The organism is Aurantimonas sp. C2-5-R2 (genome assembly GCF_036549495.1).
Classification (GTDB): domain Bacteria; phylum Pseudomonadota; class Alphaproteobacteria; order Rhizobiales; family Rhizobiaceae; genus Aurantimonas; species Aurantimonas coralicida_A.
The window spans coordinates 106,427-128,960 of sequence record NZ_JAZHLJ010000004.1 but is presented as its reverse complement, the minus strand read 5'-3'; the positions used below and the strand labels follow the sequence as shown (position 1 = coordinate 128,960).

Below are 22,534 nucleotides of genomic sequence, written 5' to 3'. Positions count from 1 at the left end.
TCCCGATCCGCCTTGGCGCCGCACCCGCGGCGAGGCCGCCTGGCAGTGTTCAGCCGACATTCATCATGATTACGAAAATATAAACACTTGAAAGACACGCCCGATTTATCGGCTGGCCCGATACATCGCTCGGCCGTGTCGGAAGAAGGATGACCCATGCCTATCGACGACGACCGGCAGCTCGCCGAAGAGGTCGAAGCCGCGCTCAAGGCGCTCGGAATCGCCCGTCTGCGTTCGCGCTCGACAGGCCCCGTACAGCGCTATGTCATGGAATTGAGTGGGACAAAGCTGACCGAGACGCCGCCGCCGGACGCGCAAACACCCCGATCCAAAACGGATTCATCGATGCCCGTCGCGCAAGACCAGGTCGGCTCTAGTCGGCGTCTCCTGCCTGCGGATCCGAGGGCTCTTCCTCCGTCGCCGGAATGACGTAGCTTCCGCTCAGCCAACGATGCAGGTCGACGGTTTTGCAGCGCGCCGAACAGAACGGGTAGTTTTCGCGCCCCGCGGCACGGCCGCATTCCGGACAGCGCCGCTTGGGCCGGAGCGGCGTGACCGTGGCCGGACCGGGGCTCATGCGTCCTCCGTCGCGACCGTGGCGGCCTTCCACCGTGCATGGATGTCGTAACCCTCACCCGCCAGCAATGCCAGCGTTTCATAGAGCGGCAGGCCGACGACGTTGGTATAGGAGCCGACAAGCCGGACGACAAAGCTGCCCGCGAGCCCCTGGATGGCATAGCTGCCGGCCTTGCCTCGCCACTCGCCGGACGCGATGTAACTGTCGATGTCCTGGCGCGACAGCCGCTTGAAGCGGACCCGGGTCTCGATCAGCCGTTGGCGCAGGGCGCCCCGCGGGCCGATCAGGCAGACGCCGGTATAGACCCGATGGGTTCGCCCGGAGAGCGTGCGCAGATTGGCGACGGCGTCCTCGACGAGTTCGCCCTTCGGCATGATCTGACGCCCCACGGAGACCACCGTGTCCGCAGCGACGATGTAGGATGGGCCGTCGATGTCGAGTTCGCCGAGCGCCTTGGCGGCGACTTCGGCCTTGGCCTTCGACAGGCGCTTGGCCAGCGAGCGGGGATGCTCGTTGCGCTGGGGGGTCTCGTCCAGATCGGCCGGCAGCAGGCGATCCGGCTCGATCCCGGCCTGATTGAGAAGTTCGAGCCGCCGCGGCGAACCCGAGGCGAGCACCAGGAGGGGGCGCGCTGGCATCAAGACTGTCCGCTCGTCAGGCTATTTGAAACGATAGGTGATGCGACCCTTGGTCAGGTCGTAAGGCGTCATCTCGACGAGCACCTTGTCGCCGGTCAGGACGCGAATGCGGTTCTTGCGCATCCGCCCCGCCGTGTGGGCGATGATCTCATGCTCGTTTTCGAGTTTGATGCGGAAGGTGGCGTTGGGCAGCAACTCGGTGACGGTACCGGGAAATTCGAGAACTTCTTCTTTTGCCATATGGTGTAGAGCCTTGAGCGATGTCGGAGCGGGAAGCGGAAGCTTCGCGGCGAAGGAAAGCCGCCCCGATCGGGCGGCGACGAATTGGAAATTCGCGCCATAAATCGGGGCAAACCGCCGAAAAAGCAATATGCCGCCACGATTTGGCGGCGCCGGGACCGTTCCGTCGGTGGGCGGCGATCCGGATGACGGTCGCGCGGCTCTTCTCCTACGCCGTTTTGGCGGCCGGATCGAGTCCCCGCCGCAGCGTCAGCCGGAAATGCGCTCGATGTCGGCACCGCAAGCGCCGAGCTTTTCCTCAAGCCGCTCGAAACCGCGATCGAGATGGTAGACCCGACTGACCGTCGTCTCGCCCTCGGCGACAAGGCCGGCGATGACCAGAGAGACCGATGCCCGCAGATCCGTCGCCATCACCGGCGCCCCGGCCAGACGCGGCACACCCTCGATCGTCGCGACCTGACCGGACAGGGATATCTTGGCGCCGAGCCGGGCGAGTTCCTGAACGTGCATGAAGCGGTTCTCGAAGATCGTTTCGGTGATATGCGAGGTGCCTTCCGCGCGTGTCATCAACGCCATCAGTTGCGCCTGCAGGTCGGTCGGAAAGCCCGGATAGGGGTCGGTCACGACATCGACGGGCGCGATCCCGCCGCCATTGCGATAGACCCGAATCCCCTCCTCGACCGCATCGATCGTGACGCCGGCGCCACGCAGGGTCCCCAGCGCCGTCTGCAGCAATTCCACATTGGTCCCGGTCAAGGTCACGTCGCCGCCGGTCATCGCCACGGCCATGGCGAAGGTGCCGGTCTCGATGCGGTCGGGCAGCACCCGGTGGCGGGCGCCGGACAGGATCGGCACGCCCTGGATGGTGATCGTCGACGTTCCGGCGCCTTCGATCTTGGCGCCCATGGCGTTGAGACAACGGGCGAGATCGGCGATTTCGGGCTCACGCGCGGCGTTTTCCAAAACCGTCTCGCCCTTGGCGAGACTGGCCGCCATCAGCATGACATGAGTGGCGCCGACCGAGACCTTCGGAAACACGAAGCGATTGCCGACAAGGCCGCCCTTGGCCTCGGCGATGGCGTAGCCGGCCTCGATGTCGATCGTCGCGCCGAGCGCGCGCAAGCCGTCGATGAACAAATCGACCGGCCGCGTGCCGATGGCGCAGCCGCCCGGCAGCGACACCTTGGCTTTGTGCATGCGGGCGAGCAGCGGCCCGATCACCCAGAAGCTGGCGCGCATCTTCGACACCAGCTCGTAGGGCGCCGTGGTATCGACGATGTTGCGGGCGGTGAAGTGGATCGTACGACCAAGGCTGGCGTCCTGCCGCAGGCGCTTGCCGGTCACCGAATAATCGACACCGTGATTGCCGAGAATGCGGATCAGCTGCTCGACATCGGCCAGATGCGGGACGTTTTCGAGCGTCAGCGTGTCGTCGGTCAGAAGCGAGGCGATCATCAGCGGCAGCGCGGCGTTTTTCGCGCCGGAAATCGGTATTGTGCCGCTGAGCTCGTTGCCGCCGCGAATGCGAATGCGATCCATGAAGTCTTCGTCCAGCCTGTGTGCGTCCCCCGCAGGGCGCGTCTGTACACGAGAGGGACCGCCGATTCAAATGACCCTGCCGGGCCTGTTAGGACATTGTTAAGATTTGTGGCGGCACTTTCAGGTCCAACAGTAGTTTTTCGATAATCTCATCGGGGAGGAGTTTTTCGTGAGCGCCAAACGCGTCAATCCGATGCTTTTCATGCTTTCATGCCTGCTGGCCGGAAGCGCATTCATTCTCCCGGCGCTCACACCGCAACCCGCATGGAGCGAAGAGGGAGGCGACGGCGGCGACTCTGGCGGCTCCGATAGCGACTCCGGCGATTCGGGAGGCGACTCGGCTGGCGACAGCGATTCGGGCGATTCCGATAGCGACTCTGGCAATGATTCCGACAGCGACTCCAATGACGACTCCGACGATAATTCCGACTCAGATGCCAGCGACGATGACGATGACGATGATCACGCGAGGAAGGTCGCGACCGAACGAGCGGCCTTTCTGAGTGCAAGTCCCGGTCAGACCCAGGCCTCCCGAATCGCCGCCGCGCGGTCAGCGTCGCGGTCCTTGGAGAGGGCAGTAAAATCCGAAGAGATGACGAGCGTCTCGGCCTCGGAAGAACGGCAGGGGCTGAAGTCTGGATGGCAGTGACAATTCGCGCGTCAAAGGCAGCAATCAGCCTGGCGACAGCGCTGTTGATTGCCGGCTGCACGACGGCAGGCGCAAATCGCTCAGCCGTCATGGCGCTGACAGCGGCGGACCAATCCATCGCCGGGCAAGCGCGGCAGCAACTTTTAGAACGGCAACCCTCCGGTACAAGCCGAAGCTGGAAATCGCGTAGCGGGGCCCAAGGAACGATTACGGTCGTGCGGACCTACCGCGCGCAGGACCGCCGGTGGTGTCGCGAAACTCGGGAAACCGTTGCTCGCGGCAACCGGAAGGATGACTTGTCAGCGATCCTTTGCCGCAATTCCTCCGGTGTGTGGATCCCCTTAGCAACACAGGGGTGACCGCCTGATTGCAAGGGGCGCCAGACTCGCACCTCACCCCTCCTTTCGTGCCTTAAACTTCATAAACTCCCCGGGCGCGTGGCTATCCATGGCGCCCTCACAGACCTGCAGCCGTTGTCACACGTGAATCGCGTGACCGAGCGCCTTGAAGGCGGCTTCCTGGAAGCCTTCCCCTTGCGTCGGATGGGCGTGGATCGTACCGGCGACATCCTCCAGGCAGGCACCCATTTCCAGCGCCAGCGAGAACGCCGCCGACAGTTCGGAAATGCCAGCACCGACCGCCTGGATACCAAGCACGAGGTGATTGTCGGCGCGCGCGACGATCCGGATGAAGCCGTCGTCACGGTCGAGCGTCATTGCCCGGCCGTTCGCCTGGAAGGGGAAGCTGCCGATCTTGATCTCAGTGCCCAACGCCTTCGCCTGTTCGGGCGACAGGCCGACGGTGACGATTTCAGGGTCGGTGAAGCAGATCGCGGGAATGGCGCGTTTGTCCCAGCTCCGGCGCAAACCGGCGACGATCTCGGCCACCATCTCGCCCTCGGCCATCGCCTTGTGAGCGAGCATCGGCTCGCCGGCGACGTCGCCGATCGCGTAGACGCCGCGCATCGCCGTGCGGCAGGTCTCGTCGATCTTGAGGAATGGCCCCTCCATTTCCAGAACCAGTTCCTCGCGGCCCCAGCCCTCGGTCAGCGGCTTGCGGCCGACGGTGACGAGGACGCTGTCGGCGCCGATCCGGCGCTCCGAGCCGTCGGCCAGTTCGACCAGAAGGTCGCCATCCTCGCCGGCAAGCCCCTTCGCCTTGGCGCCGGTCAGGATGTCGACGCCGAGAGCGTCGAGCCGCGCCCGCACCGGCCGCACCAGATCGGCGTCGTAGGTCGGCAGGATGCGGTCCGTCGCCTCGACGATCGTCACCGTCGATCCGGCCTTGGCGAAGGCGGTGCCGAGTTCGAGGCCGATATAACCGCCGCCGACGACGGCGAGTCGTTTGGGTGGCGCGGCAAGACTCAGCGCTTCTTCCGAGGACATCACCTTGCCGCCGAAGGGCAGCATCGGCAGTTCGACGGGGACCGATCCGGTGGCGATGATGATGTTGTCGGCAACGATGCGCTGAACGCTGGTCTCGCTGGTCACCTCTACGGTCTTGCCGTCGAGAAAGCGGGCGCGGCCGGGAACGAGCTTGACCCGCGCCTTCTTGAGGAGGCCGGTGACGCCATTGGTCAGCCGGTTGACGATGCCGTCCTTCCAGCCGACGATTTCGGCCCAGTCGAGACTTGGCTCGGACGCCGAAATGCCGGGAATGCCGCGCTTCGCAGCGGCCTCGCGCATCGCGAAAAATTCGTCCGTCGCGTGGATCAGCGCCTTCGACGGGATACAGCCGATATTGAGGCAGGTGCCGCCCGGCTTGCGGTCGTCAACGATGACAGTGTCGAGGCCGAGCTGTCCGGCGCGGATCGCGGCGACATAGCCGCCCGGACCGGCTCCGATGACAAGGAGTTGGCAGGAGATGTCGGCCACGGTCAGCGCCCCTCCTCGACGAAGATCATCGCCGGGTTCTCCAACAGCGCCTTGACGCGCTGGATGAAGCGGGCGGCGTCCCAGCCGTCGATCACCCGGTGGTCGAAACTCGACGACAGGTTCATCCGTTTGCGGGGAATAAACCGGCTACCGTCCCAGACCGGGCGTATTTCCATCTTGTTGACCCCGACGATGGCGACCTCCGGATGATTGATCACCGGCGTCGTCGCGATGCCGCCGAGCGCGCCGAGCGAGGTGATGGTGATGGTCGAGCCGGACAGTTCCTCGCGCTTGGCCGTGCCGGCCTTCGCCGCCTCGCCAAGCCGCACCACTTCCGCGGCGCAGCCCCAGATGTCACGGGCCTCGGCATGGCGCACGACTGGCACGACGAGGCCGGAATCGGTCTGCGCGGCAATGCCGATATGCACGCCGCCATGCTGGTGGAGGATGCCCGCCTCGTCGTCATAGAGCGCGTTCAGCGCCGGCTGGTCGCGGATGGCGGTCACCATGGCCCGCATCAGGAACGGCAACAGTGTCAGTTTTGGGCGCCCCTCTCCCTGGCCCTCGTGACGGTCGCGGTTGAGGGCGGCGCGCAGCTCTTCCAGCGCCTCGACGTCGATCTCCTCGACATAGGTGATATGGGCGATGCGGCTTTTCGCCAGCGCCATCTTCTCGGCGATCTTGCGCCGCAGCCCAACGATCCTGACGTCGGTGACCGCGGTGTCGGCGACCAGCCCGCGCCCCGCCGATGGCGCAGCACCGCCGTCTAGATAGGCGTCGAGATCGGTCTGCGAGATGCGTCCGGCGGGGCCCGAACCGGCGACGCGGCGCAAATCGACGCCCGCCTCCATGGCGCGGCGCCGCACGGCGGGCGAGGCCAGTGGTTTTTCACCCGGCTTGCGGGGTGGACCGACTGCGCCCCCAGCCCCAGGACTTGTCGTCGGGCGCGCCGACGCCTTTTCAGCTGGTCGACCGGTGCTCCGGCTTGCCGCCTTGCCGTCGTCAACATCAGACGCACCGGTCTTTGGCGGCGCTTGCGGTTCGTCGCCGGTTTTTTCCGTCCCCTCCGACGGGTTCTCGTCGGGTTCGTTGGTGCCGCCCTCGCCGACGACCTCCAGCTTGACCAGCGCCGAGCCGACGGCGAGCGTCTCGCCGACCTCGCCCCCGAGCCACTTGACCGTGCCTTCCATCGGCGAGGGCACGTCGACCGTCGCCTTGTCGGTCATCACCGCAGCGAGGATCATGTCCTCCTGGACCGGATCGCCGATTTTGACATGCCATTCGACGAGTTCGGCCTCGGCGACGCCCTCGCCGACATCCGGCAGCTTGATCGTGTAGGTGCCCACCGTCAGCCCTCCATCACCTGCTTGAGGGCGCCGCCGACCCGCGCCGGACCGGGGAAATAGTCCCACTCCTGCGCGTGCGGATAAGGCGTATCCCACCCGGCGACGCGCAGGATCGGGGCTTCGAGGTGATAGAAGCACGCCTCCTCGACCAGCGCGCAGAGTTCGGCGCCGAAGCCCGAGGTCATGGTCGCCTCGTGGACGACGACGCAACGGCCGGTCTTCTTCACCGAGGCCTCGATCAGCTCCAGATCGAGCGGCACAAGGGTCCTGAGATCGATGATTTCGGCGTCCACTTCGGTCATCCGCGCCGCCTCTTCGGCGATATGCACCATGGTGCCGTAGGCGAGAACCGTGACGGCGGCGCCTTCACGACGGACGACGCCCTTGCCGAGCGGCACGATGTAGCGGCCCTCCGGAACCTCGCCCAGCGGGTGCTTCGACCAGGGCGTGATCGGCCTGTCGTGATGGCCGTCGAAGGGACCGTTGTAGAGCCGCTTCGGCTCCAGGAAGATCACCGGGTCGTTGTCTTCGATCGCCGCGATCAGCAGGCCCTTGGCGTCGTAGGGGTTCGAGGGAACGACGGTCTTCAGCCCGGAGACGTGGGTGAACAAGGCTTCCGGCGACTGCGAATGGGTCTGGCCGCCGAAGATGCCGCCGCCGGTCGGCATTCTGACGACGAGCGGAGCGGTGAAGTCGTTGGCCGAGCGATAGCGCAGCCGCGCCGCCTCCGAAACGATCTGGTCGTAGGCGGGATAGACGTAATCGGCGAACTGCATCTCGACGACCGGACGAAGCCCGTAGGCGGCCATGCCGATGGCGGTGCCGACGATGCCGCTTTCGTTGATCGGGGCGTCGAAGCAGCGGTTCTTGCCGAAACGCTCCTGCAACCCCGCCGTACAGCGAAACACGCCGCCGAAATAGCCGACATCCTCGCCATAGACGACGACGCTGGGGTCTTCTTCCATCTTCACCGCGTGAGCGTCGCGGATCGCCTCGATCATGGTCATGCGCGGCATCAGGCGAGACTCCGCGTTGTGCGATGCGAGGCGCCATCCATATCGGCTTCGTCATCCCGGCCCCCGAGCCGGGATCCATGCCAAGCCACGGCAGCCGCCGGGACGGTGGAGGAAAAACAATCTCCGATCCAACGATTTTGCCGCGTTGGACGACTTGGAGTGGATCCCGGCTCAAGGCCGGGATGACGAGGTTGGAAGTGCGGCGTCCAATTCTGCAAGGTTTCCATCCTCAATACCCCGCCTGCTGGCGCTGGCGCCGAAGATGTGGCGGCATCGTCTCGTAGACGTCCTCGAACATGTCGCGGACCGACGGCTTCGGGCCGGTATGCAGCGTGCCGTGGGTCTCGGCTTCCTTCTGGGCGGCGAGGATTTCCGCGTCGATCTCGGCCTCGGCCTGGACGTGCCGCTCCTCGCTCCAGGCCTCGCGGGCAATCAGATGGTTCTTCAGCCGCTTGACCGGGTCGCCGAGCGGCCAGGCGTCGGTTTCCTCTTTCGGGCGGTATGCGGAGGGATCGTCGGAGGTCGAATGGGCGGCGGCGCGATAGGTCACCCACTCGATCAGCGTCGGCCCGAGATTTTTTCGCGCGCGCTCCACCGCCCATTTCGAGGCCGCGTGGACGGCGAGATAGTCGTTGCCGTCGACCCGAAGCGAGGGAATGCCGAAGCCAAGGCCACGGGCGGCGAAGGTGCCGGAGCCGCCGCGCGCGATGCCCTGATAGGTCGAGATCGCCCATTGGTTGTTGACGATATTGAGAACGACGGGGGCCTTGTAGGTCGACGCGAAAACCAGCGCCGAATGAAAATCGCTCTCTGCGGTCGAGCCGTCGCCGATCCAGGCGGCGGCGATCTTGGTGTCGCCCTTGATCGCCGAGGCCATCGCCCAGCCGACGGCCTGCACGAACTGCGTCGCCAGATTGCCCGAGATCGAGAAGAAGCCATGCTCTTTCGACGAATACATGATCGGCAATTGCCGGCCCTTCAGCGGGTCGCGGCGGTTGGAATAGATCTGGCACATCATGTCGACGAGCGGATAATCGTCGGCGATCAACAGCCCCTGCTGTCGGTAGGTGGGGAAGTTCATGTCGCCGGGGCCGAGCGCCTCGCGGAAGGCGCAGGCGATCGCCTCCTCGCCGAGGCACTGCATGTAGAATGAGGTCTTGCCCTGGCGCTGGGCCATCAACATGCGCCGGTCGAAGGCGCGCACACGCATCATCGTCTTGAGGCCGGAGAGAACCGCTTCGTCATCGAGGGTGCCGGCCCATTCGCCGATGGCTTCGCCGTCGCGGTTGAGCACACGGATGATCGAATAGGCGAGGTCGCGGATTTCGGCCGGGTCGACATCGACCGGCGGACGCCGAACCGCGCCGGCCTTGGCGATCTTGACGCCGGAAAAGTCCGGCGTTCCACCGGGCCGAACCTCCGGTTCCGGCACATGCAGGCTCAGCGGTCGGTCGTCGGCCATAAGCGCATCTCCCCTCGCGGCCGAAGAATCACAGGCCGCGCCCACGATACAATCTAACGGGATTGGATCGGGAGGAAAGCCATGCAGACCGCCGTCACGGTTATTCCGGCCGGATCAGCACCGCGAGGCTGAACAGCACCAGTGCGACTGCCGCGATTTTCCAGAAGTCGCCGCGCTTTTTCAGCCCCGGCAGGCCGAAGGGCTTGATCAGGTGGGCTCCCATCAGAATCACGAACAGGAGAGAAAACAGCTTGCTCATCGCCAGAGCCAGTAGTCGATCCGAAGGGCCAGCGCCACCGACACAGCGCCTGACGGCGAACGTCAGATCGAATGCAACGCGCCCGACGCGACGACCGGGCCGGTCGGAAGGCCGGTGGGCGAACCGCCCTCCGGCTCCATCGAGACCGCCAGCGCGGTCTCCGGAGCGTCGAGTTCGCCGCCCCTGAGCACCACCCGCAGCGGCCGTTCCATGGTGATCAGCCCGAGCGATTGTGGTGCCCCACCGCCGGCCGGCAGCAGCCACAATTCCGGCACGCGGCCAGGTTCTGTGGCACCGGCGACCGGAATCAACGTCGCCGTCGCGGTGTTCATGTCGATCACCACGGTAACCAGCGGCGTGCCGGTGTCGGAGGCGAGCGTCGCCGTCAGGGTTCCGTCCGTGGCGACGGGCGCGCCGAGGTCTTGCCTCGCGACAAAGATCAATGCAGCGAGGCTCGCCGCCGCGAGCCCCATCGCGCCGATGCCGAGCCATTGCCAGATCGCTGAAACCCGGCGGCCCTTCGGCCCGGAACGCTCGGTCGACCGGCGGGTGATGCGGTCGAGATCGGCGGCGATTCGCGGCCAAACTCCAACCAGCGGCTCCACGGGCGGAACGGCAGCGGCCAATGGCCCGAGGCGCTCGGCCCAGGCGTCGATCTCGGCGGCGAAGGCCGGATCTTTCGCGGCGCGGCGCTCGACCGACCGGCGCGTCGAACCGTCCAGCACGCCAAGCACATACTCGGCGGCCAGATCCGCGTCGTCCCGTTCCTGATCGCGCGGCGCGCTCATTGCGACAGACATCCCTTCAACTTCATCAGGCCGCGCCGGATCACGCTTTTCATCGTTCCGAGCGGCACCTCGGCCCGCCGGGCGAGTTCGTCATAGGTCAAGCCACCGAAAAACGCCGCGGCGACCGCGTCCCGCGTCCGCTCGTCGAGTTCGCCGAGACAGGCGGCGAGTTGGCGGCCTTCGTCGGCGCGATGCAGCAATTCCAGCGCATCCGGATTTTTGTCCGCGACGTCCGCCGCCTCGTCGACCGATCTGTCATGGGCGCGGGGCCCGATCTGGCGCAGCCGGTCGATGGACCGGTTGCGGGCAATCGTCGCCATCCAGGTGATCGGGCTCGCCCGACCGGGGTCGAAGCTGTCCGCCCGATTCCATACGGTCAGATAAACGTCCTGCAACACATCCTCGGCCTCTTCGCGATTGCCCAAGATACGCAAGCATATACCGAAAAGCTTCGCCGAGGTGCGATCGTAGACCTCCCGCAAGGCCGCCTTGTCGCCATCGGCGACGGCGCGCAGCCTGTCCACGAGAAAGGCCCGGCCCTCGTCCGCGCTCACCGTGGTCATCTCGCCCGACTATCCGTTCGCTCGCCGATCATGCGACACAGCGGAACAACGTCGCCGCCGCATTGTCAACGCGCCGCGGGTGCGACATTCCGGCAGACGGGTCGCCCGTCAGTACGGCGACTCGCTGACGCCCATTTCGACATAGACCGACTTCACCTGGCTGTAGTGCTCCAGGGCGGCGCGACCGTTTTCGCGACCGAGGCCGGAGCGCTTGACGCCGCCGAAGGGCATTTCCACCGGCGTCAGATTGTAGGCGTTGATCCAGCAGGTGCCGGCCTGGAGCTTCGCCACTACCCGGTGTCCGCGCTGGATGTCCTTGGTATAGACGCCGGCGGCGAGGCCGAATTCGGTGGCGTTGGCGCGCCGGATCGCCTCGGCCTCGTCGTCGAAGTCGAGAACGCACATCACCGGCCCGAAGATCTCCTCGCCAGCGATGCGCATGGCGTCGGCCACGTCGGTGAAGACGGTCGGCTCGACGAAGCTTCCGTCGGCAAAGCCGTCGATCTTTGCCGCGTGGCCGCCGCAAGCAAGCGTCGCGCCCTCTTGCCGACCGATCTCCAGATAGGAGAGTACCTTGTCGAACTGGGCCCTGGAGACCAGCGGTCCGAGATCGGTCTCCTCCTGCATCGGATCGCCGAGCTTGATCGCCTTCACGCGCTCGACCAGCTTTTCGACAAAGGCCGGCCGCACGGAGCGCTCGACGAAGACCCGGGTACCGTTGGAGCAGATCTGACCGGTGGAATAGAAATTGCCGAGGATCGCGCCGGACACCGCAGCGTCGAGATCGGCGTCGGCGAAGACCAGGATCGGCGATTTGCCGCCGAGTTCGAGCGTCACATGCTTGGTCGTCGCGGAGGCGGCTTCCATCACCCGAGCGCCGGTCGGCACCGAGCCGGTGACCGAGACCTTGGCAATCTTCTTGTGGCTTGCGAGCGCCGCGCCGACGGCGCCCATCCCTTGCACGACGTTGAAGACCCCGGCCGGCACGCCCGCCTCGGTCAGGATCTCGGCGAGCTTCAGGGCCGAGAGCGGCGTTACCTCAGACGGCTTGAAGATCATCGCGTTGCCGCAGGCAAGCGCCGGGGCGGCCTTCCAGGAGGCGATCTGGATCGGGTAGTTCCAGGCGCCGATGCCGGCGCAGATGCCCAGCGGCTCGCGCCGCGTATAGGCGAAGGAGCCACCGAGATCGATGTATTCGCCGTTGATGTCGGCGGCGAGCGCGCCGAAATATTCGAGGCTGTCGGCGCCGGACGCAGCGTCCGCCACCAGGGTCTCGGAGAGCGCCTTGCCGGTGTCGAGGGTCTCCAGTTCGGAAAGCTCCCGGTTGCGCTCGCGCATGATGCCGGCCGCCCGACGCAGGATGCGGCCGCGCTCGGCCCCCGTCATCGTCGCCCAGACCGCCTGCCCCCGCTCGGCCGCCTCCACCGCCCGCTCGATCAGCGCGGGCGTTGCGGCATGCAGCCGGGCGATGGTCTCGCCGGTCGCGCGGAATAGGTGCTGTCGAAGACCGCGCCGGCCTCGTCCTCGGCATAGCCGCCGTCGATATAGTGGGAAGCGGTTGGCTGGGCGCGCATGGGCTGTGTCCTCTTCGTTCGTTGAACGGGTTCTAGCGGGGCGGACCCGTTTCGGCCACCGGAACAAGCCGATATTGAAAGCGTGATTGCGCCCTCTTATCTCATGCCTCGGGCCGAGGGAGCCCGCCGCTCGCGGGCGAAAGCCTTTGGTGAACTCCCTTATCGAGCATCCGTGACGCCATCAGCGATGACATGCGGCCGGACGGCAATTGCGAGCCCCGAACCTTCGACGCCGCATGCGAAACCGCGAAAGGTACGCAGATGACCGGCATGACCACATCCGTCAACGACTTCAAGGCCCAGGCCAAGCGCCTGAGGGCCGGCCTCGAGCAGGACGGCCATAGCCTCACCCACAGCGCCACGCTGGAACTCGTCGCCCGCCAGCACGGGTTTCGCGACTGGAACACGCTGCACGCCTCGGCCGAGCGCAGCCGGACTGTTGCCGATCTCCTCATCGGAGCGCCGGTGGAGGGACGTTATCTCGGCAGGAGCTTCACCGGCGAGTTGATCGCCTTGCAGCGGCTCTCGAAGAGCGGCCGTTTTCGGGCGACTATCCAGTTCGACGCGCCCGTCGATGTCGTCGCCTTCGAGAGTTTCTCGTCGTTCCGGCGACGGGTGACCGTCACGATCGACGCCAAGGGCGCGACCGTGGAGAAAACCTCCGACGGACGGCCGCATCTCGAACTGGCGCTCTGAGCGCATCTCAAGCCATACGCCGGGCGGCCTTTCCGCCCGGCGTCGCCGCCTTACAACGGACCGTTCGCCGCAGCGGCGGAACCGGGGATCGCCATCCGGCTTCCCTGGTTGATCGAAGATTGATCGAATCTTTCGCGAAGGGACATGATCATAACCACCGACCTCGCCGAACGCACCAGAGAGCGCATCAGCATCGAGCCGGCCACGGGGCCGGTGACCGTCACCTTCCACGGCGTCGTCATCGCCTCGGCCGACAACGCATTGGTGTTGAAGGAAACGGGCTACGCCCCCGTCCACTACATTCCCAAGGACCGGGTGGAGATGGCCTTCCTGCATCCGACCGACCGCAGCACGACGTGCCCGTTCAAGGGCGAGGCGCGCTACTGGTCGATTTCGGCTGAGGGCACGGCAGCCGAAAATGCCGTCTGGGCATACGATAATCCCCATGACGGCGTCAGGGAGATCGCCGGCCATCTGGCGTTCGACAAGCGCTTCGTGACCGTCGACGCTGCGTGATCAACGATCGTTGTGGCCGAGGTCGCGCGCCGGGTCGAGCCGGTTGCGCACGCGCTGCTTGAGGATTTTCGCCTCGGGAAACCCGCCGTCGGCCTTGCGCTCCCAGATCGTCGCGCCGTCGTAGCGGATTTCGAAGACGCCGCCCGTGCCCGGAACCAAGGCTACCTCACCAAGGTCTGACCCGAAGGTCGACAGAAGCTCCTGCGCCATCCAGGCAGCGCGGAGCAGCCATTGGCATTGCGTGCAATAGGTGATGGTTATTCGCGGGGCGGTGTTCGTCTTGCTCATTGTCTTCTGGTTTCCTGACGCCCGGCAGTGGACCACTGCATGTTAACGCCCCTTTGATACCGACCGGTCCACACTATCGCTCCCCGAGACTAGACCGACGGCCCTGATGCTTCGAACGCTCCTTCCAGCCACCGACACGCATGGCCGAAGCCTCCGGACCCGCGTCACTCGGGCGCGCGTGAGGCTACGCCGGCTTTATCACGGCCATACGCGCAAGGCGCTGCGGTTCCAGATGGCGGTCCTGGTCGTCGATCTGGCCATCATCGCCCTGTTCATCGCCAGTCCGGTGCTGCGCGAAACGGAAGCGTTTCTCATTGTCGATTTTACCGTGGCTGCGATCCTGGCGCTCGATATCGCCGGCCGCGGTTTTGCCGCGCGCGAGCCATTGCGGTGGCTGCGCCAGCCCTTCGTGCTGCTGGACCTGGTCATCCTGGCGACGCTGCTGATGCCGTTCTGGCTGATCAATTTCGGCTTCCTGCGCATCATCCGCCTGTGGTCGATCTCGCAGAGCGGCGTTCTGTGGCGGCCGCTGCGGCGGCACGGCTACCAGGAATGGGAGATCCCGGCCCGCGCCGTCGTCAATCTCATCACCTTCCTGTTTCTGGCGACCGGCTTCGTCTACACGACCTTCTTCCGCAAGGGCTCGGGCATCGAAGGTTATCTCGACGCCCTCTACTTCACTGTCGCGTCGGTGACGACCACCGGCTATGGCGACATCACCCTTGCCGGATCGTGGGGCAAGCTCACCTCGATCGTCATCATGATCATCGGCATTTCGCTGTTCGTGCGGCTCGCCCAGGCGGTGTTCCGGCCGAACAAGGTGCATTTTCCCTGTCCGCAATGCGGCTTGCAGCGCCACGAGCCCGACGCCGTCCACTGCAAGGCCTGCGGTTACGCCCTGAAGATCCCCGACCACGAGCGGTAGGCGGCTGCTTCGAACGCATCGCCGATCCTCTCGGTACAGTGTCGCGGGTTTGCGCCGTCATTGTGATGTTACAAACATCGTTGTATTATTTCAGAATGGATGATGACAACGCTATCGCGGCGCTCGCGGCCCTCGCTCATATCGATCGCCTTTCGGCCTTCCGGCTGCTGGTTAAGACGGGCCCGAACGGCCTAGCCTCTGGCGAGATTGCCGATCGACTGGCGATTCCGCCGACCCGCATGAGCTTTCATTTGACGGCGCTGGAGCGCTCCGGCCTTGTCCGCTCCCGGCGGGTCGGCCGGCACATCTTTTATGCCGCGAACTACCGCGCCATGCGCGAGCTGCTGGCATTTCTGACGGAGGACTGCTGCGGCGGCCGTCCGGAAATCTGCGGCGACCTCAGCGCGCTTCTGGGCGCATGTTCGAAGGAGGTCTGCCAATGACGCCCGACGCGCCGTTTAACGTTCTGTTCCTATGTACCGGGAACTCGGCCCGATCGGTTCTGGCCGAGAGCATTATGAACTGCACTCATGGCGATCGCTTTCGCGCCTGTTCCGCCGGCAGCGATCCACGCGGCGAAGTGCATCCAAAAACAATTGAACTGCTCCGCCGGTTGAATTTTCCAACCGAAGACCTGCGATCGAAATCCTGGGACGAATTTGCCGCGGGCGGGAAAACCGCCGTGCCGCTCGACTTCATCATCACCGTCTGCGACGACGCGGCCGGCGAGACCTGTCCGGTTTGGCCGGGGCATCCGATCACCGCGCATTGGGGCATCGAGGACCCGGCGGCGGAGAAACGCGGCGAAATGTGGGAGCGCGCCGCCTTTCTGCGAACGTTCCATCATCTGCGCAATCGCATCTCCGTCTTCGCGGCGTTGCCGGTCGATAAGCTCGAGCGAACCAGCCTGACCGCCGAAATCCGCGCCATTGGCCGCCTGGACGATACGACCGCGTCCGTTCCCAAGGCAGCAGAGACCTCATGACTGTCACGATCTACCACAATCCCGACTGCGGCACCTCGCGCAACACCCTCGCCATGATCCGGCAGTCCGGCGAGGAACCCCGGATCATCGAATATCTGAAGGCCCCGCCCAGCCGCGAGACGCTGATCGCGCTTCTCGACCGGATGAAGATGACGCCGCGCGAGCTCCTGCGCGAGAAGGGGACCCCCTATGCCGAACTCGGGCTCGACGACCCGAAACTGCCGGACGAGGAAATCCTGGCGGCGATGATGGCGCATCCGATCCTGATCAACCGGCCGATCGTCGTTACGGACAAGGGCGCGCGGCTGTGCCGGCCGTCCGAGGCGGTGTTGGAGGTCCTGCCGGCCCCGGAGATCGGACCGTTCACCAAGGAGGACGGCGAAGTGGTCACCGCGGGCGGTGGCCGGTTCGACGACGGATGAGAAGACAGCGGAATTCGATCTGATCTTCTCTCCTCGTCCGGATAACGCCCGTGCTCGCCTTCGCGATCTTCCTCGCCACCCTCGTCCTCGTCATCTGGCAGCCGAAGGGTCTCGGCATCGGCTGGAGCGCGCTCGGCGGCGCGGCCGTGGCGCTCGCCGCAGGCGTCGTCGACCTCACCGACCTCGGCGTGGTCTGGGGCATCGTCTGGGACGCGACCTTCACCTTCGTCGGGCTGATTGTCATCTCGCTGGTCCTCGACGAGGCGGGCTTCTTTCACTGGGCGGCGCTGCATGTCGCGCGATGGGGTGGTGGCAACGGCCGGCGGCTGTTCCCACTCGTCGTCCTGCTCGGCGCGGTCATCGCGGCCTTCTTCGCCAATGACGGCGCGGCGCTGCTCCTCACCCCGATCGTTCTCGCGATCCTGCTGCGACTGGACTTTCGACCCGAGGCGGCGCTTGCCTTCATCGTGGCGACGGGGTTCGTGGCGGACACGACCAGCCTGCCGCTGATTATCTCCAATCTCGTGAACATCGTCTCGGCAAACTATTTCGACATCAGCTTCAACCGCTACGCGGCGGTGATGGTGCCGGTGGACCTCGTCGCCCTGGGCGCGACACTCGCAGTCCTCTGGACCTATTACAGCCGATCGGTCCCCGCATCCTACCCGGCGGAGGAACTGGAGGAGCCGCGTTCGGCAATTCGTGATCCGCTGGTCTTCAGGGCGGCATTTCCGCTGCTGGGGGTGCTTCTCGTCGCCTATTTCGCCACCGGCCCCTTCGACGTGCCGATCGCCTTCGTCACCGGCGCGGCGGCGTCCCTGCTCCTGGCCATCGCCGGCCGCTGGATCGGCAGGGGCGAGGCCGTGGTTCCGATCGGCCGGGTCCTCCGCAACGCGCCCTGGCAGATCGTCCTGTTCTCGGTCGGCATGTATCTCGTGGTCTACGGCCTCGGCAATGCGGGCCTGACCGAGCTGGCAGCCGATGTCCTCGTCTGGCTGAGCCGGCAGGGGATCGTCATCGCCACCGTGGGAACCGGCTTTGCCGCCGCGATCCTGGCCTCGATCATGAACAATATGCCGGCGACGCTGGTGGGCGCCCTGGCAATCGACCAGGCGAACGTTTCGCCGCTGACGCAGGAGCTGATGGTCTATGCCAACGTTATCGGTAACGATCTAGGGTCGAAATTCACCCCGATCGGCAGCCTCGCCACGCTGCTCTGGCTGCATGTCCTGGCTGCCAAGGGACATCGCATCACCTGGGGCCAGTACATGAAGGTCGGACTGGTGATCACGCCGCCGGTCCTGCTGGCGACGCTGCTTGCGCTGGTCGTCTGGCTGCCGCTTCTCGGCAGCAGCCAGACCGGATCAGACAGCGGGCCATTTGTGATGGAAGACGCCCTCCTTATCGAGCCGGCGGAAGGTGTGCGCCCCGAACAGGTCGCGCTGGGCCTGGGTCAGATTGGTCGTGCCCCGCGCCCGACGGTAGTCGTCGAAATAGGCCAGCGCCGCCGACAGGGCTGGCACCGGGATGCCGGCGAGAGCCGCCTTGGCGACGATGCGGCGCAGCGACGCCTCACCCGCCGCGACGCGGGTGACGAAGTCCGGCGCCTGCAGCAGATTGACCACGTTCCCGGCGTCATACGCCTTGGCGATATCGTCGAGAAAGCGCGAGCGGATGATGCAGCCAGCGCGCCAGATGCGGGCAATCTCGCCGAGCGGCAGGCTCCAGCCATATTCCTCTGAGGCCGCCGCCATTGTCGCATAGCCCTGAGCGTAGGCGATGATCTTGGCCGTTTCCAATGCCTGTTCGAGTTCGGCGATGTGCTCGGCCGCGCCGCCGAATTCGACGTCGTCAATCTCGAGATCCCGATAGAGCGCGGAGGCCGTTTCGCGTTCGCTGCGCCGGGACGACACACCGCGCGCTGAAACCGCCGCCTCGATCGTCGTCGCGCCGACGCCGAGCTTTTGCGCCTCGATCACCGCCCAGCGGCCGGTGCCTTTCTGGCCCGCCTCGTCGACGATCACATCGACCATCGGCTGGTTCGTTTCTGGGTTACACTCGGCGAGCGTCACGGCTGTGATCTCGATGAGGTAAGAGGCAAGGCCGCGGGTGTTCCAGTCGGCGAAGATTTTCGCCATCTCGGCTGGCTTCAGGCCGATGCCGTCGCGCATGATGCCGTAGATTTCGGCGATCATCTGCATGTCGGCATATTCGATACCGTTGTGGATGGTCTTGACGAAATGCCCGGCGCCGTCCGGCCCGAGCCAGGCGACGCAGGGCTCGCCCTCGTATTTTGCCGCGATCTTTTCCAGGATCGGCTCGAGCAGCGGATAGGTCTTTCTCGCGCCGCCGACCATGATGGAGGGCCCGTGTCGCGCGCCGAGTTCGCCGCCGGAGACGCCCATGCCGACGAAATGCAGGCCGGTTTCCTCCACGGCGGCCGAGCGGCGGACCGTGTCGTTGAAGTCGGCATTGCCGGCGTCGATCATCACGTCGCCGGGCGACAGCAGTGGCATGACCCGCTGCATCTCATCGTCGACGGGTTTGCCGGCGGTGACCATGAACAGCACCAGTCGCGGGCTCTTCAGGGCGGCGACGAAGTCTTCCAGCGTTTCCGTCGGCAGGATGTTTTTGCCGAGATCGGGATTGTCGTCGCGAAGCGCGAGGGCTTTCGCCGTGGTCCGGTTGTGGACCGCGACCGTAAAGCCCTTTTCGGCGATGTTGAGGGCGAGATTGGCGCCCATCGTGCCGAGCCCCAGAACGCCGATATCGGCCTGGCCGTCGTTCATCCCGTCCTCCTCCGCCTCGTCGGACCAAAACCCTTAAGCGCGGTCGCGCGCTGCTCAACTCTTCAATCGGTAACCGGTACGAAAGATCCAGCCGATGACCGCCAGGCTAACAACGAGAAACGCCAGTGTCATGGTCAGGCTGACGCCGATCGAGACGTCCGACGTGCCGTAGAATGCCCAGCGAAAGCCGCTGATCAGATAGACGACGGGATTGACGAGGCTGACGTCCTGCCAGAACTCCGGCAGCATCTTGATCGAATAGAAACTGCCGCCGAGAAAGGCGAGCGGCGTCACAATCAACAGCGGCACGATCTGCAACTTCTCGAAACCGTCCGCCCAGATACCGATGATGAAGCCGAACAGCGAGAAGGTGATCGCCGTCAGAACCAGAAAGACGATCATCCAGACCGGGTGCTCGATCCTGAGATCGACGAACAGCGCGGCCGTCGCCAGGATGATCAACCCGAGAATCACCGATTTCGTCGCCGCGGCGCCGACATAGCCGAGCACGATCTCGAAGGCGGAAATCGGCGCCGACAGGATCTCGTAGATCGTGCCGACGAATTTCGGGAAGTAGATGCCGAAGGCCGCGTTGGTCAGGCTCTGGGTCAACAGCGACAGCATGATCAGGCCGGGCACGATGAAGGCGCCGTAGGAGATGCCATCGATCTCGGTGATACGCGAGCCAATCGCCGCGCCGAACACGACGAAATAGAGCGAGGTCGAAATCACCGGCGAGATCACGCTCTGCATGACGGTGCGCCAGGTGCGGGCCATCTCGAACACGTAGATCGCGCGCACGGCCTGAAAATTCATGCCCGCTCCTTCACCAGATTCACGAAAATCTCCTCCAGCGTCGACTGCTTGGTCGACAGATCCCGGAACCGTAGGCCCGCGTCGGACAGCTTGGCCATCAACGTCGCGATCCCGGTCCGCTCGGCGTGGGTGTCGTAGGTGTAGGTGAGGCTTTCGCCGTCGGGCGCCAGGCTGAGATTATAGCCAACCAGCGTCTCCGGCAGGCGCTCCAGCGGCTCCTGCAATTGCAGCGTCAGCTCCTTGTGGCCGAGCTTGCGCATCAGTTCGGCTTTTCCCTCGACGAGGATCAGCTCACCCTTGGAGATGACGCCGACGCGGTCGGCCATCTCCTCGGCTTCCTCGATGTAGTGGGTGGTCAGGATGATAGTGACGCCCGAATCGCGCAAGCGGCGGACGACGTTCCACATGTCGCGCCGCAGCGACACGTCGACGCCGGCGGTCGGCTCGTCGAGGAACAGCAGCTCCGGCTCGTGCGATAGCGCCTTGGCGATCAGAAGGCGTCGCTTCATGCCGCCCGACAGCGTCATGACCTTGGCGTCCTTCTTGTCCCACAGGGACAGATCGCGCAGCACCGACTCGATATGCGCCGGATCGCGCCGTTTGCCGAATAGGCCACGTGAAAAGGACACCGTGTCCCAGACCGTCTCGAAGGCGTCGGTAGTGAGTTCCTGCGGCACCAGGCCGATCATCGACCGCGCGGCGCGATAATCCTTGCCGATGTCGTGACCGGCGACGCTGATGGCGCCTTCGGACAGGTTGGTGATGCCGCAGATGATCGAGATGAGGGTGGTCTTGCCGGCCCCGTTCGGGCCGAGCAGCGCAAAGATTTCGCCCTTGTCGATCGCCAGATCGATGTTCTTCAGCGCCTGGAATCCGCCCTCAAAGGTCTTCGAGACGTTCCGGACAGACAGGATCGGGGACATGGAGGGCCTTGAGAACCGGGCTAGCATGGGACCGGCGCAGCAGAACGGCCACGGCGCGGCTCGACATCATGCGTCGAGATAGCCGTTTCGTCGAACTTGGCCAGAGGTGAGCAGTGTCGCAGGGCACGCGCAGCCGTCCGCCGGTTCACGTGCTCCGCTACGACGGAGCCCAGTTACGGGACGATCGGCAGACGGTCAGCCCCAAGACTGGACGCGTCACGCGGCGGCGATGCCGCAGGCGGCATGCGGCCGGTCGTGTCCGGCCGAATCCCGACAGGACTTGGCTCAGAATCCGTAGCCGCGCGGCTGGAAACGACCCTGGTCGACTTCGCGCATGCGGCGCTCCAGATCGGCCATCGATATGGACTGGTCGAGATAGGCGCGAACGCGCTCCTGCTCGGGATTGCGGCGGAATGCGCTGCGGATCTTGTCGGTGATGTTCATGGCATTCTCCTTTCCTGTTCAAGATGATCATTCTTGTGCAATGCAGCAATGGGCTGCCGTGCAACGCTGCCATGTCCTGCAGGCAGAGCGACGGTAAGGAAGAGCGACGGTAAGGATCTGTTAAGGATCAATGCATCGGCCGCAGCGGATGCCTTCGGGCGCTCAGCCAGTCTTCGCAGGCCACAGCCAGACTGCGACCGCCGCCAATCCGGCAAGCCACAGCCCGACGACAACCGCTGCCGCGGCGCGGCTGACAGGGCGCCCCGCACGCGCCTCGGCCGCGATCCTGAACCCGGCCATCAGCGCTGGTGGCACCAGCCGAATGGTCAGAAAAATGCCGAGCGGCACGATCAGGAGATCGTCGAGATAGCCCAGCACCGGAATGAAATCGGGAATGAGGTCGATCGGAGACAGGGCATAAGCGGCAACCGAGGCGGCCAGCAGTTTCGCCAGCAGCGGCGTCCTACGATCGCGCGCGGCGATCCACAGCGCAACGACGTCACGCTTCAGGTCGCGCGCCCAAGCCTTCACGCCGGACCAGAGGGGTTTGCTCATGTTCCGCCCCGCACGAGTACTATCAGGAGAGGGACGACCCGCCCGCGCCGCCTTTGTTTCACGTGAATCGTTGCCGCGTCCGCCGCGCTTTATGCGATCGCGGCCTCAGCCTAATCCGCCATAATCTCGACGATCTCGGCATCGCTGGCGCCCGCCTTGACGACGTCGCCGAGCTCTTTTCCCATCAGGCTCTTGGCCAGCGGCGATATATAGGAGAGGAGGCCATCGGCCGGGTCAGCCTCGTCGATTCCGACGATCTGGAACAGCTGCCTGCGACCATCGTCCCTCTCGATCGCCACGCGGCTTCCGAAGTGAACCGTCGCCACCGAGGCTGGCGGGACGACGATTTCGGCGGTCGCGTGGCGTGCCTGCCAGTAGCGAAGATCGCGGTTGATCGTGGCCATGGCGAGCTTGTCGCCGGCCGCGCGCGCCTCGTCCAATTGCTTTTCCAGCGCCGCGATCTCAGTGTCGATCAGTTTTAGGCCGCGCGTAGTGACCAGGTTCGGGTCCGAGCCCAGTTCACGGTCCGGCAGGACCTCGACCTGATCCTCATTGGGTTCCTTGACGAAGGCGACACTCATCGATCCATATCCTCGCGTTTCCAGAGATATGTAGGACTTATCGCGTGTTTTCCCACCATGACGGACTTG

At 65.1% G+C, this 22,534-nt stretch carries 24 protein-coding genes and 2 pseudogenes; 7 read left to right on the top strand and 19 right to left on the bottom strand.

Annotation, left to right across the window (positions count from 1 at the left end; all coding sequences use genetic code 11):
* Nucleotides 1-373 precede the first annotated feature (373 nt).
* The 12 genes and pseudogenes from yacG to betB all read right to left on the bottom strand — a co-directional run bounded on the left by yacG (nucleotide 374) and on the right by betB (nucleotide 12,525).
* Nucleotides 374-577, bottom strand: a complete 204-nt coding sequence (yacG, locus tag VQ044_RS03450; RefSeq protein WP_327645235.1) for a DNA gyrase inhibitor YacG — start codon at nucleotides 575-577, stop codon at nucleotides 374-376.
* Nucleotides 574-1,215: a Maf-like protein gene (locus VQ044_RS03445; protein WP_327645233.1), complete on the bottom strand. Its 642-nt coding sequence runs from the start codon at nucleotides 1,213-1,215 to the stop codon at nucleotides 574-576. The genes yacG and VQ044_RS03445 overlap by 4 nt, the downstream gene beginning before the upstream one ends.
* Before the next feature lie 21 nt (nucleotides 1,216-1,236).
* Nucleotides 1,237-1,455, bottom strand: coding sequence for a translation initiation factor IF-1 (gene infA, locus VQ044_RS03440; RefSeq protein WP_024349579.1), 219 nt, complete (start codon nucleotides 1,453-1,455; stop codon nucleotides 1,237-1,239).
* Nucleotides 1,456-1,704: 249 nt separating this feature from the next.
* Nucleotides 1,705-2,994, bottom strand: a complete 1,290-nt coding sequence (gene murA / locus VQ044_RS03435; RefSeq protein WP_327645230.1) for a UDP-N-acetylglucosamine 1-carboxyvinyltransferase — start codon at nucleotides 2,992-2,994, stop codon at nucleotides 1,705-1,707.
* Between the two features lie 1,125 nt (nucleotides 2,995-4,119).
* Nucleotides 4,120-5,517 carry a dihydrolipoyl dehydrogenase gene (lpdA, locus tag VQ044_RS03430; RefSeq protein ID WP_331827617.1) on the bottom strand — a complete coding sequence of 466 codons (1,398 nt, stop codon included), beginning with the start codon at nucleotides 5,515-5,517 and terminating at the stop codon, nucleotides 4,120-4,122.
* A 2-nt stretch (nucleotides 5,518-5,519) separates the two neighbouring features.
* Entirely contained in the window at nucleotides 5,520-6,863 is a 1,344-nt protein-coding gene (locus tag VQ044_RS03425; RefSeq protein ID WP_327645227.1) for a dihydrolipoamide acetyltransferase family protein, read from the bottom strand.
* Nucleotides 6,864-6,865: 2 nt separating this feature from the next.
* Entirely contained in the window at nucleotides 6,866-7,879 is a 1,014-nt protein-coding gene (locus tag VQ044_RS03420) for an alpha-ketoacid dehydrogenase subunit beta (RefSeq protein ID WP_327645226.1), read from the bottom strand.
* A 229-nt stretch (nucleotides 7,880-8,108) separates the two neighbouring features.
* Nucleotides 8,109-9,341 carry a 3-methyl-2-oxobutanoate dehydrogenase (2-methylpropanoyl-transferring) subunit alpha gene (locus VQ044_RS03415; protein ID WP_327645225.1) on the bottom strand — a complete coding sequence of 411 codons (1,233 nt, stop codon included), beginning with the start codon at nucleotides 9,339-9,341 and terminating at the stop codon, nucleotides 8,109-8,111.
* A gap of 100 nt (nucleotides 9,342-9,441) precedes the next feature.
* Entirely contained in the window at nucleotides 9,442-9,600 is a 159-nt protein-coding gene (locus VQ044_RS03410; protein ID WP_327645224.1) for a hypothetical protein, read from the bottom strand.
* Between the two features lie 62 nt (nucleotides 9,601-9,662).
* Nucleotides 9,663-10,388, bottom strand: a complete 726-nt coding sequence (locus VQ044_RS03405) for an anti-sigma factor (RefSeq protein ID WP_327645223.1) — start codon at nucleotides 10,386-10,388, stop codon at nucleotides 9,663-9,665.
* Nucleotides 10,385-10,951 carry a sigma-70 family RNA polymerase sigma factor gene (locus VQ044_RS03400; protein WP_327645222.1) on the bottom strand — a complete coding sequence of 189 codons (567 nt, stop codon included), beginning with the start codon at nucleotides 10,949-10,951 and terminating at the stop codon, nucleotides 10,385-10,387. The genes VQ044_RS03405 and VQ044_RS03400 overlap by 4 nt, the downstream gene beginning before the upstream one ends.
* A 108-nt stretch (nucleotides 10,952-11,059) precedes the next feature.
* Nucleotides 11,060-12,525, bottom strand: a pseudogene (betB, locus tag VQ044_RS03395) (betaine-aldehyde dehydrogenase).
* Between the two features lie 261 nt (nucleotides 12,526-12,786).
* Here betB and VQ044_RS03390 point away from each other — a divergent pair.
* Both VQ044_RS03390 and VQ044_RS03385 read left to right on the top strand, forming a co-directional pair.
* Nucleotides 12,787-13,221 carry a glyoxalase superfamily protein gene (locus VQ044_RS03390; RefSeq protein ID WP_327645220.1) on the top strand — a complete coding sequence of 145 codons (435 nt, stop codon included), beginning with the start codon at nucleotides 12,787-12,789 and terminating at the stop codon, nucleotides 13,219-13,221.
* Between the two features lie 144 nt (nucleotides 13,222-13,365).
* Nucleotides 13,366-13,737 (top strand): DUF427 domain-containing protein, encoded by a 372-nt coding sequence (locus VQ044_RS03385; protein WP_327645219.1) that lies wholly within the window; start codon nucleotides 13,366-13,368, stop codon nucleotides 13,735-13,737.
* On the opposite strand, the gene VQ044_RS03380 is transcribed toward VQ044_RS03385, so the two are convergent.
* The gene (locus VQ044_RS03380; RefSeq protein ID WP_327645218.1) at nucleotides 13,738-14,025 is read right to left on the bottom strand and encodes a SelT/SelW/SelH family protein; all 288 of its coding nucleotides are present in this window, start codon (nucleotides 14,023-14,025) and stop codon (nucleotides 13,738-13,740) included.
* Between the two features lie 106 nt (nucleotides 14,026-14,131).
* Here VQ044_RS03380 and VQ044_RS03375 point away from each other — a divergent pair, with 106 nt between their 5' ends.
* The 5 genes and pseudogenes from VQ044_RS03375 to VQ044_RS03355 all read left to right on the top strand — a co-directional run.
* Nucleotides 14,132-14,950, top strand: a complete 819-nt coding sequence (locus VQ044_RS03375) for a potassium channel family protein (RefSeq protein ID WP_327645217.1) — start codon at nucleotides 14,132-14,134, stop codon at nucleotides 14,948-14,950.
* 95 nt (nucleotides 14,951-15,045) lie between these two features.
* Nucleotides 15,046-15,393, top strand: coding sequence for an ArsR/SmtB family transcription factor (locus tag VQ044_RS03370; RefSeq protein WP_327645216.1), 348 nt, complete (start codon nucleotides 15,046-15,048; stop codon nucleotides 15,391-15,393).
* The gene (locus VQ044_RS03365; protein WP_327645215.1) at nucleotides 15,390-15,935 is read left to right on the top strand and encodes an arsenate reductase ArsC; all 546 of its coding nucleotides are present in this window, start codon (nucleotides 15,390-15,392) and stop codon (nucleotides 15,933-15,935) included. Before VQ044_RS03370 ends, VQ044_RS03365 begins: the two co-directional genes overlap by 4 nt.
* Nucleotides 15,932-16,357: an arsenate reductase (glutaredoxin) gene (arsC, locus tag VQ044_RS03360; protein ID WP_327624366.1), complete on the top strand. Its 426-nt coding sequence runs from the start codon at nucleotides 15,932-15,934 to the stop codon at nucleotides 16,355-16,357. Before VQ044_RS03365 ends, arsC begins: the two co-directional genes overlap by 4 nt.
* A gap of 50 nt (nucleotides 16,358-16,407) precedes the next feature.
* A pseudogene (locus VQ044_RS03355) lies at nucleotides 16,408-17,709 on the top strand (arsenic transporter); the annotation flags it as partial.
* A 12-nt stretch (nucleotides 17,710-17,721) separates the two neighbouring features.
* Here VQ044_RS03355 and gndA read toward each other — a convergent pair.
* The 6 genes from gndA to greA all read right to left on the bottom strand — a co-directional run bounded on the left by gndA (nucleotide 17,722) and on the right by greA (nucleotide 22,465).
* Nucleotides 17,722-19,146, bottom strand: coding sequence for an NADP-dependent phosphogluconate dehydrogenase (gene gndA, locus VQ044_RS03350; protein WP_327645213.1), 1,425 nt, complete (start codon nucleotides 19,144-19,146; stop codon nucleotides 17,722-17,724).
* Nucleotides 19,147-19,200: 54 nt separating this feature from the next.
* Nucleotides 19,201-19,962, bottom strand: coding sequence for an ABC transporter permease (locus tag VQ044_RS03345; protein WP_327624368.1), 762 nt, complete (start codon nucleotides 19,960-19,962; stop codon nucleotides 19,201-19,203).
* Nucleotides 19,959-20,885 carry an ABC transporter ATP-binding protein gene (locus tag VQ044_RS03340; RefSeq protein ID WP_327645212.1) on the bottom strand — a complete coding sequence of 309 codons (927 nt, stop codon included), beginning with the start codon at nucleotides 20,883-20,885 and terminating at the stop codon, nucleotides 19,959-19,961. Before VQ044_RS03340 ends, VQ044_RS03345 begins: the two co-directional genes overlap by 4 nt.
* A 285-nt stretch (nucleotides 20,886-21,170) precedes the next feature.
* Nucleotides 21,171-21,329 carry a DUF3563 family protein gene (locus VQ044_RS03335; protein ID WP_327624371.1) on the bottom strand — a complete coding sequence of 53 codons (159 nt, stop codon included), beginning with the start codon at nucleotides 21,327-21,329 and terminating at the stop codon, nucleotides 21,171-21,173.
* Between the two features lie 162 nt (nucleotides 21,330-21,491).
* Entirely contained in the window at nucleotides 21,492-21,884 is a 393-nt protein-coding gene (locus VQ044_RS03330; RefSeq protein ID WP_327645211.1) for a YkvA family protein, read from the bottom strand.
* Between the two features lie 110 nt (nucleotides 21,885-21,994).
* Nucleotides 21,995-22,465 carry a transcription elongation factor GreA gene (gene greA, locus VQ044_RS03325; protein ID WP_327645209.1) on the bottom strand — a complete coding sequence of 157 codons (471 nt, stop codon included), beginning with the start codon at nucleotides 22,463-22,465 and terminating at the stop codon, nucleotides 21,995-21,997.
* Nucleotides 22,466-22,534: the final 69 nt, after the last annotated feature.